Genomic DNA, 22,729 nt, shown 5'->3' with positions numbered 1-22,729 from the left:
CATTGATGTGCATAAAAAATGCGTTTAATATACGACACAAATCACAATAAATTTATATATGTTGGCAAAACTCAGTTATGGCTTTACCTAAGTTCGTTATCCACGCCCTCAGGCCGTACGTAATACTATTATCGCTCGGTATGATTTTTTTGGCTTATCAGCAATTCAAAACATCTGAGCGAGATGCCGATCTGCAGTCTCTCTCCAACCTCAATACCGCCACCAGTTTAGTTTCTACTCAAGTGGAAGCTGCCGCCAGTAAATTGTTTCTTTTAGATAGCGCCAAGTCTCTCACGCAATTTAACAACACGGCTAAGCGAATTCTTAAACACACGCCTTTGTATGCCGATGTCATTCACGTGAATCTGGAGACAGGTCAATATCGCTCGATAATGCTGAATCCAACCAAAGCAGAGCAAGATGACAGTATCGTATGGACACCATTGCTGAAACTGTCCGCTAAGTTAGAAGTGTCATCCCTGTATGAGAAAAAACCTGGCTATTGGGTTTTTGCTGTCAAATACACCCCTGACAGTCAAAATCAAATCTGGCTCGAATTTGACCTGATGCACACAACCCAAAGCCTTAGAGGTTTACGAACCCTCAATGATGGCTATGTCTTTGTCATCGACCGTCAGACCGAGCGTTTAATTTTTCACCCTGACCCAAATCGTATTGGCTCACCTTCGGTCAGCTACCACGGTGGCATTAGTGAATTGATTAAGTCAGGGCATCAGTTTGGTAATTATGAATACTACTACCAAGATCAGTTCAAGATCACCGTGTTCGATACCGACAATCCGTTTAACTGGGTCTTTATCTCCGGAACCGATCGTTCTGACATTCTCGCGTCGTCTTACCAATTTGGTTTAACCGCGATATTTATTGCGTCATTACTGCTCATTTTAGGGTCAATCAGCTATTTAGTACATCAACTGAATCACGCTCTCGCCAAGCTCAGTCGTCAAACAGAATTGGCACAATTCAAGCAGCAACTGCGTCTCATTATTGACCGTTTTCTCTCACATCAGGGGATGCAGTTTTGCCTTTATGACCGCGATAGTGACCAATTTAGCACCTTAGACTTTCACGGTAATAGCCGTGTCGTTATGGACGGAGGGCAACTGATTACTCAATTGACTCCAGGCGAGATCAGCTATCGAAGCAAAGCATTAGCCGACCCTTTGGCGAAAAAGCTGATGATACAATCGCGCCATTACCGTTTTCCGTTATTTAGTCGAAATGAATTGATTGCAGTGGTGTATGTACAAGCATTAACACCAAGCTATCGCGCGATTATTCGCATGATACGTGATTACTCTGAAGTGGCCTTGGCCAACTTACTACTGCATAAAAAACTGCTTAGCAAAGATGTCATGACGCAATTAGACAATAAACACATCATGCGCGAAGCCATCGATCACAATGTCGGCAACCAGCGAGTGTTTTTTGCTTTGATTGATATTGACCGCTTCAAGCTGATCAATGACGACTATGGCCATAAATGTGGTGACAAGATTATTTTGGCAACGGCCGAATTAATGCAAACATGTTTCTCCAAGCCGAACGCCATCAGTCACGCACGTTATGGTGGGGACGAGTTTTGTGTCTTATTCTACGCCAATGATGAAAATGATGCGTATGACCAGTGTGACCTCTTTAGGCAGTTAGTCGAGAAACGTGCTTATCTCTACAATGAAAACACCATCCACTACACCATCAGTATTGGAATTACACGGGTACAAGACAGCCAACACATAACGATTGGCAATGCCGACAAAGCCATCTCGCAAGCGAAGGGGCTTGGCCGTAATCAGGTGGTTTTAAACACATTTTAAACCGTTTACAAAGGAGGCTTTGCCTCCTTTTTTTACGCGTGAACTTGGCCTAATAGTGTTAACCAAGCGCATAACAAGCATGGATTATCACGGCTATTCCTGCCAAAATAGCATCAATTCGTGGCGCAAAGGAGCAATGCGTGACACAACAAAAAATATCGACTTCCCAATTGGCAAAAGTACGAGATATTGACGCTAAGCAGCTGTTTAAAGACTTAAAACACGCCGGTTACATCAATCGCAGTGATGAAAGTTGGGTGTTAACTGAGATTGGGCGTAGATTTGGGGGCGAATACCTACAGCATCCAAAATTTGGGCAATACATTGTCTGGCCAGAGAACCTGCTCATCGATGATGCCCATACCGCCGGAAAGCAGCTTACCGCGACACAAATAGGCCAACGTTTTCAGCTCAATGCAAAGAAAATCAATCAATTATTAAGTGAGCTTGGTTGGATAACTAAAACCGACAATGGTTGGCTCGTCACCGCTTCAGGTTTCACTCATGGTGGTCAGCAACGGGTCGATAATCAAAGCGAACAACACTATGCCGTGTGGCACGATACCCTTGTGCACAACCAACGGTTAAAACAAACCGTGATTGAGTTCTTAGGCCAAGATGCAAATGCCAGTGCCACCGACAAATCATTCAGCAATTTTCAGCAAAAATTTGCCGCGAAACATCGCACCTTAGATGGGCACTATGTTCATTCTCGAGGTGAGCTAATCATCGACAATTGGCTCTATATGAATGGCATAGTACATGCCTACGATCGCCCACTGCCAATTGAACAAGAGCAATTGTGTGATTTCTATCTACCAAGTGGCAAGGTCTATATTCAATACTGGGGAGATGATCAAGGCCCTACCGATGAGCAACAAAAACAAGCAATTAAAGCGCTCTATCAGCAACACCAGTTTGCTTTAATCGATATCTTGGTCGAAGACATTGATAAACTTGATGACGTCCTACCCAACAAACTGCGTGAGTTTGGCATCAAAGCTTATTAGGCTCCCAATAACGAGCACAAAAAAACGCCGCTGTTATGCGGCGTTTCTTTAAATAAAACATCAAACGGTACTAACGACGCAGTGAGTAGCGAGCCGCGGCTACTTCCTCTCTCGAAACCACAGTTTTACCAATCGGCGCTAGTGAGATCACGGCCAGTTTCAAATGCTGCAAAGCAAATGGAATACCAATAATGGTGATAAAACACGCCACCGCTGAAAGAATATGACCTATCGCCAACCAAACACCGGCCAGTAAAAACCAAATAATGTTACCAATAATACCTAATGGGCTAGTACCAATATCCATCTCATTGGTTAGCTCGTCACGGGAGATTGCTTCTTTACCAAATGGAAAGAATGAGAAATTGCCCATAACAAAGCAAGCTCTGCCCCATGGAATACCGATAATACTAATGAATGCCAGCAAGCCAAACATCCACCACATTAAACCCATAATGACACCACCACAAAGAAACCAAATGATGTTACCGAGTGTTCGCATATTTTTACCCTCTTTTAAAAAATGAAATTGAAAACATAGAGAGTCAATTAGGGCCATCTAAGTTAATCAGCTTATTGGCTATACATGATGACACCGTTCCACACTATTAGTATTCACATTTAACATGAACCTAAGATGAATTATAGCGCCATAATCCCTTGCCATACCGCCGTTGCTCCACTAAGTGAACAAAGCACTAAAGCTCCAATGCGAATTTTTTCTTTTGGTAAAGAATCCGTCGTCGCACGAGCAAGGCGATAGCCCAAGTAAGCGGCTGGCAGCAAGGGAATGGTTATCCAAAGATGGTGGGTATTTAAAAATCCAACCGGAATTTGCACCGCCAGCGAGATCATCGAGCTAAACACAAAAAATGCCGAGAGGTTTCCGCGTAGCTGATTGGCTTCTTGATGCTGTAATAGCAACGCCATAGGAGGCCCACCGATAGCACTACTGGTGCCAAAAAAATCCAGAGAAGAATCCCGCAATCCCCATTCGCATTGGCGTCGGTTCGATACGCAGTGGCAGCAAGCTAACCACAACGGCAAATAACACTAAAATACCTAACCATAATGCCAACACATTGCCGGAAACCATCACCAACAGCGCACCGCCCGCAATTGAACCTGGCACACGACCAATTAGCGCCATTTTCAAGCCACCAATTTCAATACTAGAGCGGTATTTAAGCGCGTTTAACAGCGAAATAAACAATGCCACCAAACAGATCGGCGCGGGTACATAGTCAGGTGAAACAAGAAATAACAGCGGTGATGCGACGATAGCCAAACCAAATCCGATCGATGTTTGAACAAAGGAACCAACAAAAATCAAAAATGCCGCAATCAGAGCCTCAGAGGTAAGCCATTCCGAGAACATGGGAATCCACAAACGATAAATAAAAAGAGAGCCAAGTATAACTCAGCTCTCAATGTTTCGGTTAATGATTATGCAGTTGCTAAACGCGCAACTGGCTTATCATTGATTGGAATGTGCAGCAGCGCCGCGATAAACGCCAGTACGACCGTTGACCACCAAATTGGCTCGTAGCTACCATAGTAATCATAGATACGACCGCCCGCCCACGCGCCAAGAAAGCTACCAACTTGGTGAGTAAAGAACACCAAGCCATACAGCGTCGAAAGGTATCGAGCTCCGAAAATTTGGCGAACCAGACCTGATGTCAGTGGAACGGTGCCTAACCAACAAAAACCAATTGCCGCACCAAAAATCGCCGCGGTATTTTCTGTGATAGGTAGAGTTACAAAACCTGCAATCACAACCGTACGCATCAAATACAGTGCTGACATAACGTAACGCTTATTAAAGCGATCACCCATCACACCCCAGAAATACGAACCAAAGATATTAAAAATACCAACATACGCTAGTGCCATCGCAGCGCTAGATGCAGGTAAATGTTTATCAGCCAAGTAGCTTGGTAAGTGAGTGGCGATAAACATGACATGGAAACCACACACAAAGAAACCAGCATGAATCAGCCAGTAGCCACGATGATGGAATGCTTCTTTAATCGCCTGACCTAACGTGAGATCGTCTTGACCATTTTGCACATTGGTTTGATTGCCTTGAGCCGTTTTCATAAACATGCTTAAGGCCATGATCACCGTACAAGACACGGCGAACACCTGCATTGCTTGCTGCCAACCAAAGTCCATTAACAGCCATTGCGCCCCCGGGATCACAGCAAACATGCCAAATGAACCCGCAGCAGTGGTTAAACCAAACGCTTTTGCAGCGTGCTCCGCAGGTACTACTTTAGCAACAGCACCGAGGATAATGACGTAACTGGTCGCACTAAGACCAAGACCAACCAAAGCACCTAGCGAAACGTAAAGCATGCTCGCTTCAGTGGTGATGGAGGTTAAATACAGACCCAACGCATAAGAAAGAGCACCTAAAAAGATAATGCGTTTTGAGCCGAATTTGTCAGCGGCCATACCAATAAACGGTTGGAATGCGCCAAACAGTAAGTTTTGCAGTGCAATCGCAAAACTAAAGAACTCTCGACCAGTTTGAAAATGATCAGAGATTGGCATCATAAAAATACCAAATGACTGTCGAATACCAAGGCTGGTGATCAAAATGCCGATCCCTAGCCAAACCAATAACGGAAAGCGAAAAATACTCATATTTATGTCTTATTAACTTATTTAATGACTGTCTCGTGACCTGTTCAATAACACGAGTTACCGGTCAAGAACTTAGTGATGGTGCTGATGAGCAGCAGATTCTTGTGTGCCATTTTGCTGATGGCAACCCATGTCCACGGCTTGCGCTGCAAGCAGTTTGAGCAACGGCTCGTTATGATGTACCGCAACGAGCGTCAAACCCAGCAATAGCACCATTCTGGTTAGCTGAGCGGTTAACGATTGTGAGAACATACAAAGTCCATGAGGTAAAAAAGAGCGCGGAGTTTAGTGGCGAAGGCTATAACTTACCAATGATATTTCGTCAGTTACTCTATGCAATTTATGCATAGAGTAACTGACTTAAAAACCTATCGCGCATAGAATGCCAGCAGCTTAATCAAGTGCTCACCAATTTGCTGCTATTGTGAGCCTATTAAGCTGAAACCTTCATCTAACCACCCCGTCACCCCGCCAATCATTTTCTTCACCGGACGACCTAATTTTGCCAGACGAATAGCCGCTTTCTCAGTGCCATTGCAATGTGGCCCTGCGCAATAGACCACAAACAAACTATCCGGCGCATACTCCGCAAGGTTTTTTTCATTCAAACGACTGTGGGGAATATTCACCGCACCATCGATATGACCTTGCGAGAACAGCTCATCTCCACGGACATCGACTAAGACGAAGTCTTGTCTTTTATTCACTAAGGCATGGTGAACATCCCAGCAATCAGTTTCAAATTCCAATAGCTGGCTAAAATGACGCAACGCTCTATCGTTCGACGCAGCAGCAACTCTTGATACGGCACTAGACATAAACTCTCCTTATTCACTATCAATCAATGATTTCAACACGAGCGCTTGTTAGCTTTATTCCTTGCGCCCTAACGAATGCTATCTGACTCCATTATTCAAAATCGGTCAAAATTGCACCATTGGCTTTTTAGTCAACGAACGTTAATATCAAGCCAAGTTATTCAACTACTAGGATAAGCCGCATGCGCGTAGCCATACTGTCACACCCCAATGTCTCCTTATTTGAACTTGGTTGCGCGGTAGAGATGTTTGCTTTACCGCGACCAGAGTTCGATAACTGGTATCAAACGGAAATCGTCAATCTTATCGATCAGCCGATCACCACAACTGGCGACATCGTAATGCAAACTAGACATGTCGCAGGGTTGGATGGCTACGACATGTTAGTCATCCCAAGTTGGCCAACCCAAAGTGGTCACACCGACCCACATACCAAAGCGGAAGTGTTACGCTTTGCTGAGCAAAATAAACGAATCATCTCATTTTGTTCTGGTGCCTTTTTGCTGGCCGAACTTGGACTTTTAGATGGTAAACGAGCGACCACCCACTGGGCGTTTGAAACCAAGTTTCGTGCGCGCTTTGCCAATGTCGATTACGCCAGTAATGTGCTGTACGTTTTTGATGGGCAATATGGCTGCTCAGCAGGCAGTGCGGCAGGATTAGATTTGGCGCTTGCTGTCGTCAGGCTCGATTTTGGTTATGCGGTGGCAAACCAAGTCGCCAAACGCCTGGTGATCTCCGCTCACCGCTCCGGGGGACAAGCTCAGTTTGTCGACACGCCAATGCTACAAGTGCCTAATCAGTTTTCTGAATCATTGCAATGGGCCAAAGCGAACCTAAAACAAGCCATCAGCATCGATTTATTGGCGCAGAAAGCCAATATGTCGCGACGCACTTTTGATCGTAAGTTTCGCGCTAGCATGGATCTCACTCCACAAGAGTGGCTTATTATTCAAAGAACCGAACTCGCCAAAGGGCTACTGGAAAGTGAAGACAGCAATATTGAACAACTTGCCGTACAGGCAGGCTTCAATAATGCAGAAAGCATGCGCCATCACTTTCGCCGTGTTGTCGGTGTGTCACCGAGGCAGTATCGCGCTCAGTTCAGCAAAGGCAGTGAGTGATTATCAAATTTTGCTTGAAACAGGTTTTAGTCACACCCAGTTTTTCATAGGCAAAGTAGAGGCTATGCTTAGCGAAACGCAGAATAACGGCGAACCAGAGCCGAAATATGAACCCACATTTGAGGAAAGAACAATGGCAAATTTGACTATAGTGGCGAATATCGTCGCACAGCCAGATAAGATTGATTTGGTAAAAAGCGAGCTGTTGAAATTAATCGACCCAACGTGCGTAGAAGACGGCTGTATCAATTACGATTTGCATCAAAACAACGAAGATCCTGCACACTTTGTCTTTTATGAAAACTGGGTTTCAGAGCAACATTTACAAGCGCACCTCGCCAATAGTCACATTGCGGCGTATATCAAGGCCACAGAAGATGCGCTCGTTAGTTTTACCATCAGTAGAATGACGATGATTGGTTAGTATTTTCTAAACACCGACAGAAAGGCACAATGACCCCTACCTAACGTGGGGATCATTGTTTATCGACCAACAGCCACGTTTATCGCTTCAGAACCGTTTGTTTGATCACTTGAATTACGCCCGAGTCGATGTTGCTTGGTGCTCTAAAGCGCGCCAGCTTTTTCACCTCAGGATGGGCATTTTCTACCGCATAGGAGTGATAGCTCGCTTTGAGCATCTCCACATCATTGAAGTAGTCACCAAAACTCATGGTTTGCTCATGGGTAAAACCTAGCGTCTGCTGTAGATGCTCGATTGCAGCGCCTTTTGACGCGTTGGCATTCATAATATCCAACCAAATACGACCACTCACCACCACTTGATTGTTCGCACCAAATTGGGCGTTCATCGTTGGGAAGACAAACTGCTCAGTACTCTCAAAATGACAGATCGCCACCTTAATAAACTCATCATCCACCTCAAGTAGATTGTCCACGTAGTGACATGCATGGTAGTACTTACTGAGCTCCGCAAGCGCGACAGGATCTTGAGTTTCAATATAAGCGGAATTCTTACCACATAAAACGGTATACGCGCCTTCAATCTCACGCGCAGCAATAATCACTTCACGCGCAGTTTGAGTATCAAGTGGACAACTGTATAGCTCAACACCTTTATGCATAACAAAAGTGCCATTTTCAGCAATGAACATCATCTCATCTTGAATCGGGGCGAAGGTATTTTTCAAACTCGCATACTGGCGACCAGAAGCCGCAGCAAAGATGATCCCTTGTTCAGTAAGTTGACGATAAATATCATAAAACTGAGGATCAAGCTGAGATGACTCATCAAGCAATGTGCCATCCATGTCAGAGGCGATAAATTTGATTTCTTGTGACAAAATATTCGGGGACATTAGTGTGAACTCTAATAAAATCTAGGGGTTGAGATTGCGATATCTATCGATCGTTGTAAACCCCTAAACACGGTCAAATTACTCAACGAATTTATCCGCTTTTCTCGCTGCTGCCCATCGCACAATCACTTTGTGACAACAAGTGGTAATCGTTCAAAGAATCGATCGCAAACTGAAAACGAATCGTTTTGCACAAGGTTTTTTGGTCATCGACATACTCAATTTTTGCATCGGCATAGGCGACACCATCATAGGAACTGTTTACTTCGAGTGTCGTGTGGTAAATAGGGTTCTCGTCACTATGCTTCAATGGATTAAACCATTGCTCACCATACGCAATTTGTAACACCATGCTTTTGGCTTGCTGTTCTACATGCTGCGGCTTCACTACCCAATATTGATAGCTAAAATAACCCATTACCAAAAAAAGTACCGCCACGACAGACACGGTTTTGCCCATTATCATTCCCTCAATTTACTTACTGCAATAAACAACACAGCGTGATGTTAAACAACTTGGCAGCGATACCCTAACTGAGTGGCTATTTCTGCGAAAAAGCGCCAATTTCAAGAATAATTAACACGAAAAGAGTGGTAAAAGTCACCAAGATCTTGAGAAGAGTGAATGGGTATTTCGAACAACGCGAAACGTTAAACAAAGCGCAATAAAAAGGCTAGGTAACCGTCCTAGCCTTTGTCATTAAGAGTGGTTTGCCGATTGGCTAACAGCTGAGTGTTTCGCGGATCTGCAAGTGATCGGTTTCAGACAAGTTATACAGTTTCAGAATCAAACCTGCCGCAATACAGAACGCCAAAGGAATGTAGCCAAATAGCACCACCACGCCAGTAATCGCCTCTTGCGTAATACCCGCCTCTGGCGCGTAACCAAACCATCCTAGTACCAAGCCTGTTACGATACCTGACAAGGCCATACCCAGCTTTTGACAGAAACTGAAGCTTGAATACACCAAGCCTTCGGCACGAATACCCGTTTTGTATTCGCCGTATTCGATAGTGTCTGGCAACATTGCCCAGCCCATTGCCCAAGTATAAGCATTAACGATACCTTTAATCGCAATGATCACGAAATAGACTTCCACGGAATTAATGGTATAGAAGTTAGCCACAAACAATAGATGGATAAATCCGTACACCATAATAGCAGCCATGGCGGTTGGTTTTTTACCGAAACGCTTAGTCGTATGAGGTACGATGAAGGTGCCAAGGAAGGTTGTTACCGTTCCAACCATAATTGACGCACCAATGAGATCAGGGCGTTTCATCGCATGCTCTAAGAAATAAATGTTGACCGAAAATGAAATGAAACCTGCGGTTAAAATCAGTAAGAACACGATGGAAAGTACAATCAATGGTCTGTTTTGAGCAATCGCCGCCAAACCTTCTTTCACCGTATGGTTGGCTTTTTCACTCACCACCACATGACGCTCTTTAGTTGTCGCAAACGTCACCCACAACAGGACAGTGGAGAGCAAAGCCGCAAACCCGATCGCATAGCGGTAACCGAGTAGCTTGTCACCTTCACCAAAGAACTCAACAAGGCCACCGATTTGTGCGACAACGAGCCCTGAAATAACAGCGAACATTACGCGAACAGCTGTGATCTTGGTTCTTTCTTCCGGATCATTTGACATTGCTGACGTCAGTGCTGAGTACGGAATGTTGACTAAGGTATAGGCAAGACTCAACATAATGTAGGTTATTGCTGCGTAGGCTATTTTACCATTCATGGTCATATCGGCCGGAATGGTAAAACAAGCAAAGGCAGAAATACCCAAAATAACCGAACCAAACAACAAATAAGGCTTAAATCGACCATATTTGGTATTGGTTCTATCGACAATCATACCCATTACTGGATCTGACACCGCATCAATAATACGCGCGACTAAGAATATTACCCCAACCGTTGCCGCATCAATAAAAACGATGTCGGTGTAATAAAACATTAAATAAGCCATTACGGTCTGAAATATAATATTACATGCCAAATCGCCGACGCCGTAACCTACCTTTTCTTTTATTGAAATACCCATCACACACCTCGACAAACTGAATAACCAAATGGTTCAATTGAATCTGAAATATCTTGACCTAATATGTGTTCGCAGCGACTGAAGTCATAATTAACCGCCTGAGTTTCATCACTCAGATTTATCGTTACAGTAATTTTTTCTTCTTCATATAACCGTTCAAACATGATCACCTTGGGATGAGAAGGCAGTAAAACCGTACGTCCGAACTTTAAGCAGTTCGATTCTTTTCTCATTCCGAGTAACTTCTTGTAGAAATTTAATATTGAGGATTCATCAGCTTCTTGGCTGGATACGTTTATTTGATCCTTATTGATATTGACATCTAACCACGGCTTAACATCGCTAAATCCTGCATATTGGCCACCATTCCATTGCATTGGTGTTCTCGCATTGTCGCGGCTGGCTACCTTGACAGTTTCTAAGGCATCATTCGCGCTATGACCTTGCTGGATTAACTCGTTATATTTATTGACCGTGTCGATATCGTTGTATTGTTCGATAGTGTCGAAGTAGCAGTTTGTCATGCCAATTTCTTCACCTTGATATAAAAATGGCGTGCCATACTGCGTTAGGTTCAGTACCGCGAGTGCTTTAGCCGACTGTTGCCAATATTTTTCGTCATTACCAAACAAAGAGACTTGACGAGGTTTATCATGGTTTGAAAGGAATACCGCGTCCCAAACACCCTGTTGTTGTAACTGAATTCGTCTTTCAATTTGCTGCTTGTAATAGCCAATCAAATCACTGTGAAACACCTCAACTTCCGGTGGAACAAAGACAATACTCATCTGGAATTCACCACGCTCTGGCAAGGTATAGCGCAGAACTTCATCGGTGTTCACTGCATTGATTTCACCAACAGAAAAAGCGCCTCTTTGATGGATTTGCTCCATGAAAGAGCGAATGTACTCATGACCTACTTTTTCGTTATTGCAGGGCAAAGTGGCAAACACATCTTGATCTGGGAAATTGGCGAAATCTTGCGGTTTTTCCAAAAAGGAAATAGCATCGACTCGGAATCCATCAACCCCTTTATCTAGCCACCATGTGATCATTGCATTAATCTCATCGCGGAGATTTTTGTTAGACCAATTTAAATCTGGCTGTTTTTTACTGAAGATATGTAAATAGTACTGCTGCCTTTCTTTACACCATTCCCAAGCCGAGCCACCAAAAACCGACTTCCAACTATTTGGTTCATCAACCCAATGAAAATAATCAGAATAAGGGTTATCGCGTGACTTTCTGGATTCAACAAACCATTCATGCTCATCAGAGCAATGGTTTATAACAAGATCCATGACTAATTTAATATCACGCTTATGACATTCAGCGAGAAGATAATCAAAGTCTTCCATTGTGCCAAAGTCTTTGAGAATGCTCTGGTAATGACTAATATCATAGCCATTATCATCACATGGTGATTCATATATAGGACTTAACCAAATGGTATTAATACCAAGTTCAACAAGATAATCTAACTTACAAATAATACCTTGTAAGTCACCTATCCCATCTGAATTTGAATCATTAAAACTACGAGGGTATATTTGATAAACGACTGAGTTTTTGACCCACGGGTGCATACACGAACTCCAAATAAACATTTAAAGAACGAGCGATAATCTTAGATTTGCCTCAAGGATGAGTGATAATCGAATGACTTGTCTCGATTTAGGCGCCTAGGATTAGCGATTTCTGTTTATTTAGCTGTTAACTCAATCACACGATAAATATTACATACAGAATATGTAATAAAATTGACTTCACATCACATATATTAGCAATTACTAAATGCACCCAATTTATATTCAATGATGTTTATATACTAACAATGAGCACGACAAGTAAATTTCATCGTTACGCTATTCCTGCCTACAAATAGCTATTATTCACTGTACAAATTAACCTTTGTTTTAATAAAACCATAACGCAACTCAACGCATAATGGTTACACCTATCGTCGAAACTCACTCATCAAGTACCTCGTTCTTGTTCACTGCCAGAAAAAATTTGATAGATATTTCATCGATTCGATAGCTTTGTATTACATCCATGTAAGAACTAAGGTATAACGACGCCATGAAAATACCGAAACGAATACAGCCCCTAGTTGACGATGGTTTGGTCGATGAAGTGACCAGCCAGTTAATGAGCGGCAAAGAAGCCTCAGTGTACATCGTACGCTGCGGTGAGACGATCCGCTGCGCCAAGGTTTATAAGGAAGCAACTCAGCGCAGCTTTAAAAAAGCCGTGGCCTACCGAGAAGGCCGCAAAGTCCGTAATAGCCGTCGTGCTCGTGCGATGGAAAAAGGGTCAGGCTTTGGTCGCGAACAACAAGAGAAGATGTGGCAAAGCGCAGAAGTGGACGCTTTATACAAGCTGGCTGCTGCCGGCGTACGTGTCCCTGTACCTTATGGCTGTTTTGATGGCGTCTTACTAATGGAGCTAGTCACCGATGAGGAAGGCTATGTTGCCCCACGTCTAAACGATGTTGAGCTATCCGCCGAGCAAGCACTCCGAGACCATAAAACCATGATGGGCTATGTGGTCAAAATGCTGTGTGCGGGTTTAATCCACGGTGATCTCTCTGAGTTTAACGTACTGGTTGATGAACAAGGCCCAGTAATTATCGATTTACCACAAGCGGTCGATGCGGCAGCCAATAACAACGCAGAATGGATGTTAACTCGTGATATCAACAATATTCGTGATTATTACAGCCAGTTTGCGCCAGAATTAAAAGCCACCGAATATGCCAAAGAGATGTGGGCTATATTCGAGAAAGGTGATTTAACCCCTGAAACTGAATTAACCGGTCAATTTACCGAAGTCGACACTGTGGCCGATCTCGCGACCATCATGCAGGAAATTGATGCCGCGCGAGATGATGAACGTTACCGCCGTGAACGCTTAAAAGAAGCAAAAGAAGGCATCGACGAGAGTAAGTTTAACTGGTCTGAAGACTAACACTCACTGTCATTTTTGATGCTTTGTAAACGGCGACGCTGGATAACGTCGCCAATATACAACCTGCCGATGGCGTGTTTAGCGTCAACTAAATACGCCAATTTCCTCGCTTATTCTATACATTACACTCCAGTTTCACGTCATATTTAGTCATATCGAGCAAGAGAGTGATTGCTCCTATCGTCCAAGCCATGTTATCAAATAGTGAGGCATTACCAGCATCACAACCCTGCGGTGTCGAACGCGCGCTCTATTCAGGGTTATCAAAACAAGGATTGATATGACGGCCACACACTTTCTCAACGATCTTAATACTCGCTATTTAGCGATTCATCGCACCAAAGAGGACTGGTTTTGGGATACCTACATGGGACTCAGCGACGATCACCCCGCGGCGGCCAAAGCACAGACGCAATGGAGCCAATTTCTCAGCAGCGCTGACAACCTCAAGCAAGTAAAACAGCAACTTGTGCAAGCGCAGCAAATCGAAAACTCTGACGAGCGGGCTGCGACCACTCATGGGCTGACGGGCTGGCTAGCCGTATTTAAATCACACGCGATTGAAGATCAACAAACCGCACAACAACAAGCGGATCTAATCCAATTTGAAGCTGAGCTGTTTAAAGCGAAGCAAGCTCATGTGATGCGTTACACCAACGACAATGGCGAGCAAGTGGAAGGCTCTCTTCCTGTGCTGGCCGCCGCCGTTCGCACCAGTAATAACGAAAGTGTGCGCCAATCTGCTCATCACGCTTTTATCGAGCTAGAGCAGTGGTTACTGCAAAATGGCTTTATTGAGCTGGTTAAACATCGCAATCAGTTTGCTCGCTCACTCGGATTTGCTCACTATTTCGACTACTCAGTGCAAAAAACGGAACACATGAGCAGTGAGGAGCTGTTCGTTATTCTAGATGATTTCGAACAACGCACCCGACAAGGTAACCTCGACGCGCTACAAGCACTGGCGGAACAAAAAGGCCCCCAAGCAATCCTTGGGCATAATTTCGTTTATGCCTACTCTGGCGATGCGATGCGCGATCTTGACCCTTACGTTCCTTTCTCGCAATCACTGCGTCGCTGGGTGGATTCATTTGGCCGCTTAAATATCAATTATTCTGGGGCAGAACTCACTCTTGATTTACTTGATCGCAAGGGCAAATATCAAAATGGTTTCTGTCATGGCCCTATCCCTTCGTTTTATGATCAAGGAGAGTGGGTCGCCGCTAAAGTCAATTTCACTAGCAACGCGAAACCAGACCAAGTAGGCAGTGGCTACAGCGGGATTAATACCCTATTCCATGAAGGTGGGCATGCTGCGCACTTCGCCAACATGAAACAAAATGCGCCATGTTTCTCGATTGAATTTGCTCCTACGTCAATGGCCTACGCCGAAACTCAATCGATGTTCTGTGATAGCTTGTTGCATGATGGCGATTGGCTAAAACGCTATGCCTTCAATCAGCAAGGCGAGGTGATCCCTGACGCGGTCATCGAAGCGATGACAAAAAGCCGCCAACCTTTTAAAGCCTATGAAGAACGCTCTATTTTGGTCGTTCCATACTTTGAGCGCGCTTTGTACCAACTCAGTGATGATGAACTCACTCCACAACGCATCACAACATTAGCACGCGAGACTGAACAAGCTATTCTTGGCCTCGCATGCAGCCCTCGTCCGCTATTGGCCATTCCTCATCTACTGTCGGATGAATCTGCTTGCTCGTACCAAGGCTACTTACTGGCTCATATGGCGGTGTACCAAACACGAGCCTATTTACTGGCTGAATATGGCTATCTGACTGATAACCCAGTTATTGGCCCATTGCTTAACCAACACTATTGGCAACCGGGAAATAGCCTCACCCACAATGAAACCATCCAAAGCTTAACTGGGGAAGGATTCAATGCTAAATACCTTGCCGATGTGTGTAACCTTACCGCAGAGCAAGCATGGCAAGTGCAACAAGACAAAATTGCCCATGCCCGCCCACGCCCTCAAGCCGCACCCGCCGATTTAAACGCTAACATTTCAGTTATCGATGGCGGTCAGACTCTAGCCAGCAATCAAATGTCCAATGACGCAATGTGCCAACAATTTGAGCAGTATATCGCTCGACAATACGGCAGCTAACTAAACCCAACATCGAATCTAAGATTAAGACCGCCCTCGGGCGGTTTTTCACTATAAGTCCTATATTAAGCGCTAAACTACGCGATATTGTTGATAGAACAGCGATATTGTTACACTAAAACACGTCACTATCACGTCGATAAAGTCGCCCTGAAAAATGTGATTTTATCCCTATTAATCATTGGTTTAACATTAAAATATCATCACCATCCCGGGAAAATGCAATCCTTCAATTGATAATAATTTCACAATCACCGCATTCACTGCTTGTCGATTTTGAAACTCAGGCTTATGATGAGCTCGAATCATATTGTGAGTTATTGTATGTCTAAGCAGTGGATAAATCGGTGTCGTATGTTGAGCGTAATGCTTAGCCTGCTGCTCGCCTGTTTTTCAGCTAGCGCAGCAATAGCAGCGAGTGATGCCAATGCGCCTATCACCAAACCGCTACTCACCCAACCGATTCAGCTGATCGTTCATCACGATACCAATATTCATCACGACACCATCGAACAGCACGTACCTAGCCCTGCGCATAAGGTACATATCGAACAGCGTGCCCCGGCAAAATCTCTTTCTCCTAGTCTTGCTTCCATTTTACGTAATGGCTCATTTATCCCTGAGCGTTTACACGAAGCAGAACCTAACTATGAGTTGGTATTTGAGTTCAGTGATACTGTCACTCAAACCCTACGTTGGAGCGTCTACTTTGCGCTCGATCAATGGCATGACTGGACGCTGAATCCACCAGCAACATCCCACCGTATCGCCGGCTGGAAAGAATCCAACCTACTCTACCGGTTTATTAGCCAAGCCGACGTCTAACCTTTTTCTCTCGCCCTATCAGGGCATAATTTGTCACACCTAAAATTGAGTCTAATGCTACGTAAACACGTGCATTGGGCGATAAAAGTGGTTCTTAGGGAACCTGTAACTTAGCGATTAGGTGCGACACTTTTTCACTCCTATCGGCATTGCCGAAGAGAAAAATGTCATGCATAAAAAGAAAACAAATCGAACAGTGCTGAATCACTATTCAGCATGGAAGTACGTGGTACTTATCACTACCATCATCATTATGTTATTTAGCGCATTACCATCATGGTTTGGTGAAAATGCCGCCGTCATTCTAAATCATAAAGCCGCCCCAATCTCGGTGGTGACGGCACAACAACAGCTTGATGCACACAATATCGTCGTCAAACGTATCAGCCAAAAAGACAACGAAACCACCGTTGTGCTTGAGCACAACAACGATCAAAACAAAGCCAAAAACATCTTAGAAGACTTTGCACCAAAAGAAGACATCGTCACGCTAGCGATGGTGCCTGCAGCTCCAACTTGGCTACTTGATATGGGCTTCACGCCTATCAAGCTAGGCCTAGATTTACGCGGCGGTGTACAGTTCTTGCTTGATGTGGATATGAAAGAAGTATTCCGATCTCATGCAGAGCAAGCACAAGACTCGATCAAAGATTATGCTCGCGAAGAACGTATTCGCGGCGTACGTGTTGAAGCGGATCGCGATGCTGATATCAGCATCAAAGCGCCAAACGAAGAATCGGTCGCCACTCTACGTAAATACATCAAAGAGCAATTCCCTCAATGGGTTGTAAAAGGCGAAGGTGATAACGGCCTGAGTATGGCTCTGGCGGATGCAGAAAAACAAACGCTAACCAGCCTAACCGTACAGCAAAACCTGCAGACCATGCGCAGTCGTATTGAAGAACTCGGCATCACTGAAGCGGCTGTCCAGCGTCAAGGTGAACATCGTATTCGTATCGAATTGCCAGGTGTGCAAGATCCAGCAGCCGCAAAAAATGTTATTGGTGCCACCGCAAGCCTTGCGTTCTATGAAGTAAAACCTGAGCGCACCAATGGCACCGAAATGATCATGGACAAAGATGGTCGCCCAGTACACGTAACTCGTAAGCCTGTCTTAAGCGGTGAGCACATCGTTGATGCGCGTGCAGGAATGGGTGAAATGGGCATGCCAGAAGTCAACATCAGCCTTGATTCTGCCGGCGGTAAAATGATGTCTGATTTCTCTGGTAAGCACATTGGTAAACCGATGGCGACAGGCTACAGCGAATACAGCCGAGATGATCAAGGAAATGTCGAGCAATCCAACACCATCATCAGTGTCGCGACCATCCAATCACAGCTCGGTAACCGCTTTAGAATTACTGGCGTAGGCCAACTAAACGATGCGCAAGATCTGGCGCTGCTGCTTCGTGCAGGTTCACTGACTGCTCCTGTCACCATCGTTGAAGAACGTACTATCGGTCCATCTCTAGGAGCGGAGAATATTCAAAATGGCTTTGCTGCCTTGGCTCTGGGTATGGGCCTTACGCTGCTATTTATGGCCGTTTGGTATCGTAAACTGGGTTGGGTCGCCAATGCTGCTTTGGTGGTTAACATGGTGATGCTGCTCGGTCTTATCGCCTTGCTTCCAGGCGCAGTATTAACCCTACCCGGCATTGCTGGTTTGGTGCTCACCATCGGTATGGCGGTGGATACCAACGTACTGATTTTTGAACGTATTAAAGAAAAACTTCGTGAAGGTCGTAGCCTTGCTCAATCGATTGATCTCGGTTTTAGCAGTGCTTTCGCCACCATCCTTGACTCCAATATTACTACGCTGATTTCTGCGGCGACGTTATACATGATTGGTAATGGCCCAATTCAAGGCTTTGCCTTAACACTTGGCTTAGGTTTGTTAACCAGTATGTTCACCGGCATTTTCGCGTCTCGCGCGATGATCAATTTAATTTGGGGTAAAGATTCACGTCGCGGAGTGAGAATTTAATTATGATTACCAATAAAACACTAACCAAATGGCGTCATGCCGGCAGCTTAATTTCTTGCCTGCTGATCATCGTATCGATTTTTTCTTTGGCAACCAAAGGCCTTAACTTTGGCTTGGATTTTACCGGCGGTATGATCAGTGAGGTGCGTTTAGATAACACCTTAACCGCAGCGCAAATCCAAACCAATCTTGAAGCTGCGTTACACCAACCAGTATCGGTGGTTTCAACCGGTGATGATGGCCAGTGGATGCTGCGTTACGCTGCGACAGAAGACATTCAACAACAGCCTGAAATCCGCCAACTACTGGCGAGCTTTTCAGATAACGTCGAAATGATCAATGTTAGTTTGGTCGGCCCACAAGTGGGGCAAGAACTGGCAGAGCAAGGTGGCCTAGCGGTGATGATCACTCTCATGGTGATCCTTGCTTACCTAAGCTTCCGTTTTGAATGGCGCTTAGCGTCGGGCGCTCTGTTAGCGCTAATGCACGATGTGTTTATTCTGTTAGGCTTTTTCTCATTCACCGGAATGGAGTTCAACTTGACCGTGCTGGCGGCGTTATTAGCGGTGTTGGGTTACTCACTCAATGACTCAATCATCATCTCTGACCGCATCCGTGAACTGCTCAGAGCTAACGTGAAGCTGCCTATCGCTGAACTGAACAACCAAGCGATCCTCAATACGCTGTCGCGCACCTTAATCACATCGGGCACCACGCTAATTTCAGTGGCCTCGTTATGGCTACTCGGTGGAGAGCCGCTATTCGGATTCTCAGTCACCATGTTCATCGGTATTGTGGCGGGTACATGGTCAACCATGACCATCGCAACCATCATTCCTGAACTGACTCATTTAGGCCCTCAGCACTATGCTCCCGAGCCTATATCTGAAGCGCCTTAACCTTAACCAAAAGACGCAAACCATTTGATACTATATAAAATGCACTAATCAAATCAGGCCCATTGGGCCTGATTTTTTATTTGATGAACAGCGCCGACAACCACTTCTTGATCTGATTACGATACTGAATAATCCAACGTGCACGAGGTAACCAACGTGGCGTCATCAACACTGTTTTAGCTTGAGATAAAGAACGGAACCCTTCCACGCCATGATAGTGGCCCATACCCGACTCACCAATGCCACCAAAGGGGGCATCATGAGCGGTCACCTGCAATAGAACATCATTGATACACAAACCGCCACTGTGGGTTTGTAAGCTCACTTGCTCGATTAACGCTTTATCTTGGGTCATCAGATACAGCGCCAACGGTCTTGGTCGCGCTTGAATATACTCGATCGCTTGTTTGACGTGGTGGTAGCCAATAATCGGTAAAATCGGGCCGAAGATTTCTTCTTCCGTTAATAACATATCATCGCTTAACGTCGTGATAAGGTGCGGTAGCATCTCACGCTCAGCCAATGAACTCGCCTCGAGAGTGTAAACCTTACCGCCTTTTGACTTGGCATCATCTAGATAGGCGTTTAAACGCTCAAATTGTTGCTGGTTAATGATGCGCGTCATGCCACTGCCATGGGGTTGTTGCAAATAGGCTTGGCGATATTGGCGTAAATAGCTTTCAACAAAAACACGCTGCTTCTCTTCGGGCAGCAACACATAATCCGGAGCAACACAGATTTGCCCAGCATTGAGAGACTTGCCCATCAAGATCGTCGCGACCGCTTTGTCGATGTCAGCATCTGGCGCGATGATCACTGGAGATTTACCGCCCAGCTCAAGCGTTACGGGGGTTAAGTTTTTCGCCGCTTGTTCCGCGACCATGCGACCTACTTTGGTTGAACCAGTAAACAGCAAATGATCAAAAGGCAGTTGAGAGAAAAACTGTGCAATATCCACCTCACCTTCCACCGTACAAACATGGCTATCCAGTTGAGCAAAAATCTTACTTAATATCTGGTTGGTATTGGGGGTATGCTCACTCAGTTTCACCATCACTCGATTGCCCGCAGCAAGCGCGGTTACCACCGGTGCGATGCTAAGAAAAATCGGGAAATTCCACGGTACAATCACCCCAACCACACCCAGCGGTTGATAGAGCACTTTAAGGCGCGATGGTGCAAGTAATAAACCAGCTCGACGTCGAGACGGTTTAGCCCACTGCTTGAGATTCTTACAACTGTAATTGAGATGGTCAATCGTTGGCAGCAAATCGCAAATCATGCTGTCGAAGTCACTACGATAACCGTAATCTTCATTCAAGGCAGTAATGAGCTCGCTTTGATGCTCTATTAACGCCTTCTTAAGCTGCGACAAAATCTGCAACCGATGAGGGAGTTCCGGATAAGGCTTTACTTGAAAGTTTGCCCGTAACTCTTCAAACAACGCTTGTAATTCCTCTTGAGATTTTACATGCGCTTTTTGCCAACGATTGAGATCAACAACCTTCTCCATAGCCTTAATACACCCTTACGATTCATCGGCTTAAGAATAGCCATTTTTGGTAAAAAAATCACGACTGTTCGAGATGGTGATATGCTCGACCAAACTATCGCGAGTCCATTTATCATCCTTTTTGCTCGGTAGTTCCACCCACAGACCAGACTTACCTTTATCTCATTCTTTCAGTTAGCATTATCAGCGCTCTAATCCACGCTAAAATCTATTCCCCACTGTAAATATTAGTGCTATGTTGCTATCTGCAGCATAAGTCTCTGTGATTTATAACACTTGCACTATTTTAATTTGTTAATGGAAAGTAACATGGATAACGAAATCCGCTTACGCGCTCTTGAGCAAACAGACCTTCGCTTCATTCACCAACTCAACAATAACCGCTCAATCATGTCATATTGGTTTGAAGAACCATATGAATCCTATTACGAGCTGGAAGACCTCTACCGTAAACATATTCACGATAGTAATGAACGTCGCTTTATCGCAGAAAATTCTGAGAATACGGCCATTGGTCTTGTCGAGTTAGTTGAGATCAACTCAATTCATCGCAATGCAGAGTTCCAGATTATTATTGCGCCAGATTACCAAGGCTGTGGTTACGCCCGCGTACTCATCAATAAAGCACTCAACTATGCATTTACCATTTTAAACCTGCATAAGGTTTATTTGCACGTAGCCGTCAACAATGAAAAAGCCATTCATCTGTATGAAAAAAGCGGCTTTGTTGAGGAAGGGCATTTAGTCAAAGAGATATTCGTCAATGGCGAGTACTGCGATATCAAGCGCATGTATATTCTTCAAGATAACTACCTAGCAAGTCGCAATAAGCAATAGCACGTTGCCGATGTCACCAACATAAACGGCAATTGACGCAAAGGGCTTCTCACAGAGAAGCCCTTTTCTATTTAAGCCTGTGGGAAATGCTCAAAAATAGGCATACTGCAAAACCACAAAATACAATCAGTACCACATAAATTATTGAATAGAGAAGTTAAAGTACGGCCTTGAATTTTCATAGAGCCACTTCTCTTTGCTGAGTAAGTGCACCTCAAATATAAAAACTGAGACTATCTGTTGTATTGTTATGGCTAAAAATAAACGCAAAAATTCGGCTAAAAAAGAGAAAATACACTCCAACGTACCACCTAAAAAACAGAAGCGATTCTGGCACAACCCAATACTAATGGCCTTAGCCATTATCATTATTACCCCGTTTACCTCTCTGGTATTGGTCGGTAAAGACAGCATGACTAACGCAAAGCTTGAACATATCTGCTTGGCACTCGCGGCAAAAACCTACCCTAACGGCAAAATCGACTATACCGAATCAACTTGAAGATGCAGGCTTGAGAACCTGAAAATTATCATTAATTCGAGATGTCAAAGAGCCTGCGATCTCTGGAAGAGTCACAGTAAAAAATTGGTCTATTGCAGCCTTGAAGTCCCGTTTCTTTTTGAAGTAAACGTTGTTCCTCGACTTCTCGTTCATTACTTTCCATAGCCGCTCTATTGGGTTGAGGTTTGGGCTGTAAGGTGGAAGATAATGCAGTTCAATATTAAGGACAAACGCCGCATCTCTGACTAAGTCACTA

At 44.6% G+C, this 22,729-nt stretch carries 21 protein-coding genes and 1 pseudogene; 11 read left to right on the top strand and 11 right to left on the bottom strand.

The window, feature by feature from the left end:
* Nucleotides 1–140: 140 nt before the first annotated feature.
* Both RH85_RS04490 and RH85_RS04485 read left to right on the top strand, forming a co-directional pair.
* Nucleotides 141–1,838, top strand: a complete 1,698-nt coding sequence (locus tag RH85_RS04490; RefSeq protein ID WP_006711009.1) for a diguanylate cyclase domain-containing protein — start codon at nucleotides 141–143, stop codon at nucleotides 1,836–1,838.
* A 140-nt stretch (nucleotides 1,839–1,978) separates the two neighbouring features.
* Nucleotides 1,979–2,848, top strand: a complete 870-nt coding sequence (locus RH85_RS04485; RefSeq protein ID WP_006711008.1) for a hypothetical protein — start codon at nucleotides 1,979–1,981, stop codon at nucleotides 2,846–2,848.
* Between the two features lie 70 nt (nucleotides 2,849–2,918).
* On the opposite strand, the gene RH85_RS04480 is transcribed toward RH85_RS04485, so the two are convergent.
* From RH85_RS04480 to RH85_RS04460, 5 genes and pseudogenes are all read right to left on the bottom strand, one after another.
* Nucleotides 2,919–3,350 (bottom strand): YccF domain-containing protein, encoded by a 432-nt coding sequence (locus RH85_RS04480; protein ID WP_006711007.1) that lies wholly within the window; start codon nucleotides 3,348–3,350, stop codon nucleotides 2,919–2,921.
* Between the two features lie 140 nt (nucleotides 3,351–3,490).
* Nucleotides 3,491–4,226, bottom strand: a pseudogene (locus RH85_RS04475) (sulfite exporter TauE/SafE family protein).
* Between the two features lie 68 nt (nucleotides 4,227–4,294).
* Entirely contained in the window at nucleotides 4,295–5,500 is a 1,206-nt protein-coding gene (locus RH85_RS04470; protein WP_006711006.1) for an MFS transporter, read from the bottom strand.
* A 72-nt stretch (nucleotides 5,501–5,572) separates the two neighbouring features.
* Nucleotides 5,573–5,752: a hypothetical protein gene (locus RH85_RS04465; protein WP_006711005.1), complete on the bottom strand. Its 180-nt coding sequence runs from the start codon at nucleotides 5,750–5,752 to the stop codon at nucleotides 5,573–5,575.
* Nucleotides 5,753–5,919: 167 nt separating this feature from the next.
* Nucleotides 5,920–6,318 carry a rhodanese-like domain-containing protein gene (locus tag RH85_RS04460; protein WP_006711004.1) on the bottom strand — a complete coding sequence of 133 codons (399 nt, stop codon included), beginning with the start codon at nucleotides 6,316–6,318 and terminating at the stop codon, nucleotides 5,920–5,922.
* A 182-nt stretch (nucleotides 6,319–6,500) separates the two neighbouring features.
* On the opposite strand from RH85_RS04460, the gene RH85_RS04455 reads away from it, so the two are divergent.
* Nucleotides 6,501–7,442 (top strand): helix-turn-helix domain-containing protein, encoded by a 942-nt coding sequence (locus RH85_RS04455; protein WP_006711003.1) that lies wholly within the window; start codon nucleotides 6,501–6,503, stop codon nucleotides 7,440–7,442.
* Between the two features lie 133 nt (nucleotides 7,443–7,575).
* Nucleotides 7,576–7,866: a putative quinol monooxygenase gene (locus RH85_RS04450; protein WP_006711002.1), complete on the top strand. Its 291-nt coding sequence runs from the start codon at nucleotides 7,576–7,578 to the stop codon at nucleotides 7,864–7,866.
* 79 nt (nucleotides 7,867–7,945) lie between these two features.
* Here the strand turns inward: RH85_RS04450 and RH85_RS04445 are convergent, their stop codons facing one another.
* The 4 genes from RH85_RS04445 to RH85_RS04430 form a co-directional block, all read right to left on the bottom strand.
* A complete protein-coding gene (locus RH85_RS04445; protein WP_006711001.1) occupies nucleotides 7,946–8,761 on the bottom strand; it encodes a Cof-type HAD-IIB family hydrolase in 816 nt (271 codons plus the stop codon).
* Nucleotides 8,762–8,852: 91 nt separating this feature from the next.
* Nucleotides 8,853–9,221, bottom strand: a complete 369-nt coding sequence (locus RH85_RS04440; RefSeq protein WP_006711000.1) for a hypothetical protein — start codon at nucleotides 9,219–9,221, stop codon at nucleotides 8,853–8,855.
* Between the two features lie 262 nt (nucleotides 9,222–9,483).
* Entirely contained in the window at nucleotides 9,484–10,815 is a 1,332-nt protein-coding gene (locus RH85_RS04435; protein ID WP_006710999.1) for an MFS transporter, read from the bottom strand.
* Entirely contained in the window at nucleotides 10,815–12,401 is a 1,587-nt protein-coding gene (locus tag RH85_RS04430) for a glycoside hydrolase family 13 protein (protein ID WP_006710998.1), read from the bottom strand. The genes RH85_RS04435 and RH85_RS04430 overlap by 1 nt, the downstream gene beginning before the upstream one ends.
* A 496-nt stretch (nucleotides 12,402–12,897) precedes the next feature.
* Here RH85_RS04430 and RH85_RS04425 point away from each other — a divergent pair, with 496 nt between their 5' ends.
* The 5 genes from RH85_RS04425 to secF all read left to right on the top strand — a co-directional run bounded on the left by RH85_RS04425 (nucleotide 12,898) and on the right by secF (nucleotide 19,621).
* Nucleotides 12,898–13,785, top strand: coding sequence for a PA4780 family RIO1-like protein kinase (locus tag RH85_RS04425; RefSeq protein WP_006710997.1), 888 nt, complete (start codon nucleotides 12,898–12,900; stop codon nucleotides 13,783–13,785).
* 280 nt (nucleotides 13,786–14,065) lie between these two features.
* Nucleotides 14,066–15,913, top strand: a complete 1,848-nt coding sequence (locus RH85_RS04420; RefSeq protein ID WP_006710996.1) for a M3 family metallopeptidase — start codon at nucleotides 14,066–14,068, stop codon at nucleotides 15,911–15,913.
* A gap of 324 nt (nucleotides 15,914–16,237) precedes the next feature.
* Nucleotides 16,238–16,738, top strand: coding sequence for a hypothetical protein (locus RH85_RS04415; protein ID WP_241210354.1), 501 nt, complete (start codon nucleotides 16,238–16,240; stop codon nucleotides 16,736–16,738).
* 169 nt (nucleotides 16,739–16,907) lie between these two features.
* Nucleotides 16,908–18,722, top strand: coding sequence for a protein translocase subunit SecD (secD, locus tag RH85_RS04410; protein ID WP_006710994.1), 1,815 nt, complete (start codon nucleotides 16,908–16,910; stop codon nucleotides 18,720–18,722).
* Nucleotides 18,723–18,724: 2 nt separating this feature from the next.
* Entirely contained in the window at nucleotides 18,725–19,621 is an 897-nt protein-coding gene (gene secF, locus RH85_RS04405) for a protein translocase subunit SecF (RefSeq protein ID WP_006710993.1), read from the top strand.
* 76 nt (nucleotides 19,622–19,697) lie between these two features.
* On the opposite strand, the gene RH85_RS04400 is transcribed toward secF, so the two are convergent.
* The gene (locus RH85_RS04400; protein ID WP_006710992.1) at nucleotides 19,698–21,134 is read right to left on the bottom strand and encodes a coniferyl aldehyde dehydrogenase; all 1,437 of its coding nucleotides are present in this window, start codon (nucleotides 21,132–21,134) and stop codon (nucleotides 19,698–19,700) included.
* Between the two features lie 309 nt (nucleotides 21,135–21,443).
* Between RH85_RS04400 and speG the strand changes: the two genes are divergently transcribed.
* Both speG and RH85_RS04390 read left to right on the top strand, forming a co-directional pair.
* The gene (gene speG / locus RH85_RS04395) at nucleotides 21,444–21,971 is read left to right on the top strand and encodes a spermidine N1-acetyltransferase (RefSeq protein ID WP_006710991.1); all 528 of its coding nucleotides are present in this window, start codon (nucleotides 21,444–21,446) and stop codon (nucleotides 21,969–21,971) included.
* Between the two features lie 250 nt (nucleotides 21,972–22,221).
* Complete coding sequence (locus RH85_RS04390) at nucleotides 22,222–22,473, top strand: hypothetical protein (RefSeq protein WP_006710990.1); 252 nt, start codon at nucleotides 22,222–22,224, stop codon at nucleotides 22,471–22,473.
* On the opposite strand, the gene RH85_RS04385 is transcribed toward RH85_RS04390, so the two are convergent.
* The coding region (locus RH85_RS04385; protein ID WP_006710989.1) for a transposase at nucleotides 22,465–22,729 on the bottom strand (265 nt) is incomplete at its 5' end. The two genes, RH85_RS04390 and RH85_RS04385, sit on opposite strands and share 9 nt — an antisense overlap.

It is taken from the genome of Vibrio ichthyoenteri ATCC 700023 (genome assembly GCF_000222605.1).
GTDB lineage: Bacteria > Pseudomonadota > Gammaproteobacteria > Enterobacterales > Vibrionaceae > Vibrio > Vibrio ichthyoenteri.
The sequence above is the reverse complement of the archived record's forward strand: the minus strand, read 5'-3'. Positions and strand labels throughout refer to the sequence as shown.

Coding starts and splice junctions, on each gene's coding strand:
- RH85_RS04490 (WP_006711009.1), top strand. CDS start 141: ATGATTTTTTTGGCTTATCAGCAATTCAAAACATCTGAGCGAGATGCC.
- RH85_RS04480 (WP_006711007.1), bottom strand. CDS start 3,350: ATGCGAACACTCGGTAACATCATTTGGTTTCTTTGTGGTGGTGTCATT.
- RH85_RS04470 (WP_006711006.1), bottom strand. CDS start 5,500: ATGAGTATTTTTCGCTTTCCGTTATTGGTTTGGCTAGGGATCGGCATT.
- RH85_RS04465 (WP_006711005.1), bottom strand. CDS start 5,752: ATGTTCTCACAATCGTTAACCGCTCAGCTAACCAGAATGGTGCTATTG.
- RH85_RS04460 (WP_006711004.1), bottom strand. CDS start 6,318: ATGTCTAGTGCCGTATCAAGAGTTGCTGCTGCGTCGAACGATAGAGCG.
- RH85_RS04455 (WP_006711003.1), top strand. CDS start 6,501: ATGCGCGTAGCCATACTGTCACACCCCAATGTCTCCTTATTTGAACTT.
- RH85_RS04450 (WP_006711002.1), top strand. CDS start 7,576: ATGGCAAATTTGACTATAGTGGCGAATATCGTCGCACAGCCAGATAAG.
- RH85_RS04445 (WP_006711001.1), bottom strand. CDS start 8,761: ATGTCCCCGAATATTTTGTCACAAGAAATCAAATTTATCGCCTCTGAC.
- RH85_RS04440 (WP_006711000.1), bottom strand. CDS start 9,221: ATGGGCAAAACCGTGTCTGTCGTGGCGGTACTTTTTTTGGTAATGGGT.
- RH85_RS04435 (WP_006710999.1), bottom strand. CDS start 10,815: ATGGGTATTTCAATAAAAGAAAAGGTAGGTTACGGCGTCGGCGATTTG.
- RH85_RS04430 (WP_006710998.1), bottom strand. CDS start 12,401: ATGCACCCGTGGGTCAAAAACTCAGTCGTTTATCAAATATACCCTCGT.
- RH85_RS04425 (WP_006710997.1), top strand. CDS start 12,898: ATGAAAATACCGAAACGAATACAGCCCCTAGTTGACGATGGTTTGGTC.
- RH85_RS04420 (WP_006710996.1), top strand. CDS start 14,066: ATGACGGCCACACACTTTCTCAACGATCTTAATACTCGCTATTTAGCG.
- RH85_RS04415 (WP_241210354.1), top strand. CDS start 16,238: ATGTCTAAGCAGTGGATAAATCGGTGTCGTATGTTGAGCGTAATGCTT.
- secD (WP_006710994.1), top strand. CDS start 16,908: ATGCATAAAAAGAAAACAAATCGAACAGTGCTGAATCACTATTCAGCA.
- secF (WP_006710993.1), top strand. CDS start 18,725: ATGATTACCAATAAAACACTAACCAAATGGCGTCATGCCGGCAGCTTA.
- RH85_RS04400 (WP_006710992.1), bottom strand. CDS start 21,134: ATGGAGAAGGTTGTTGATCTCAATCGTTGGCAAAAAGCGCATGTAAAA.
- speG (WP_006710991.1), top strand. CDS start 21,444: ATGGATAACGAAATCCGCTTACGCGCTCTTGAGCAAACAGACCTTCGC.
- RH85_RS04390 (WP_006710990.1), top strand. CDS start 22,222: ATGGCTAAAAATAAACGCAAAAATTCGGCTAAAAAAGAGAAAATACAC.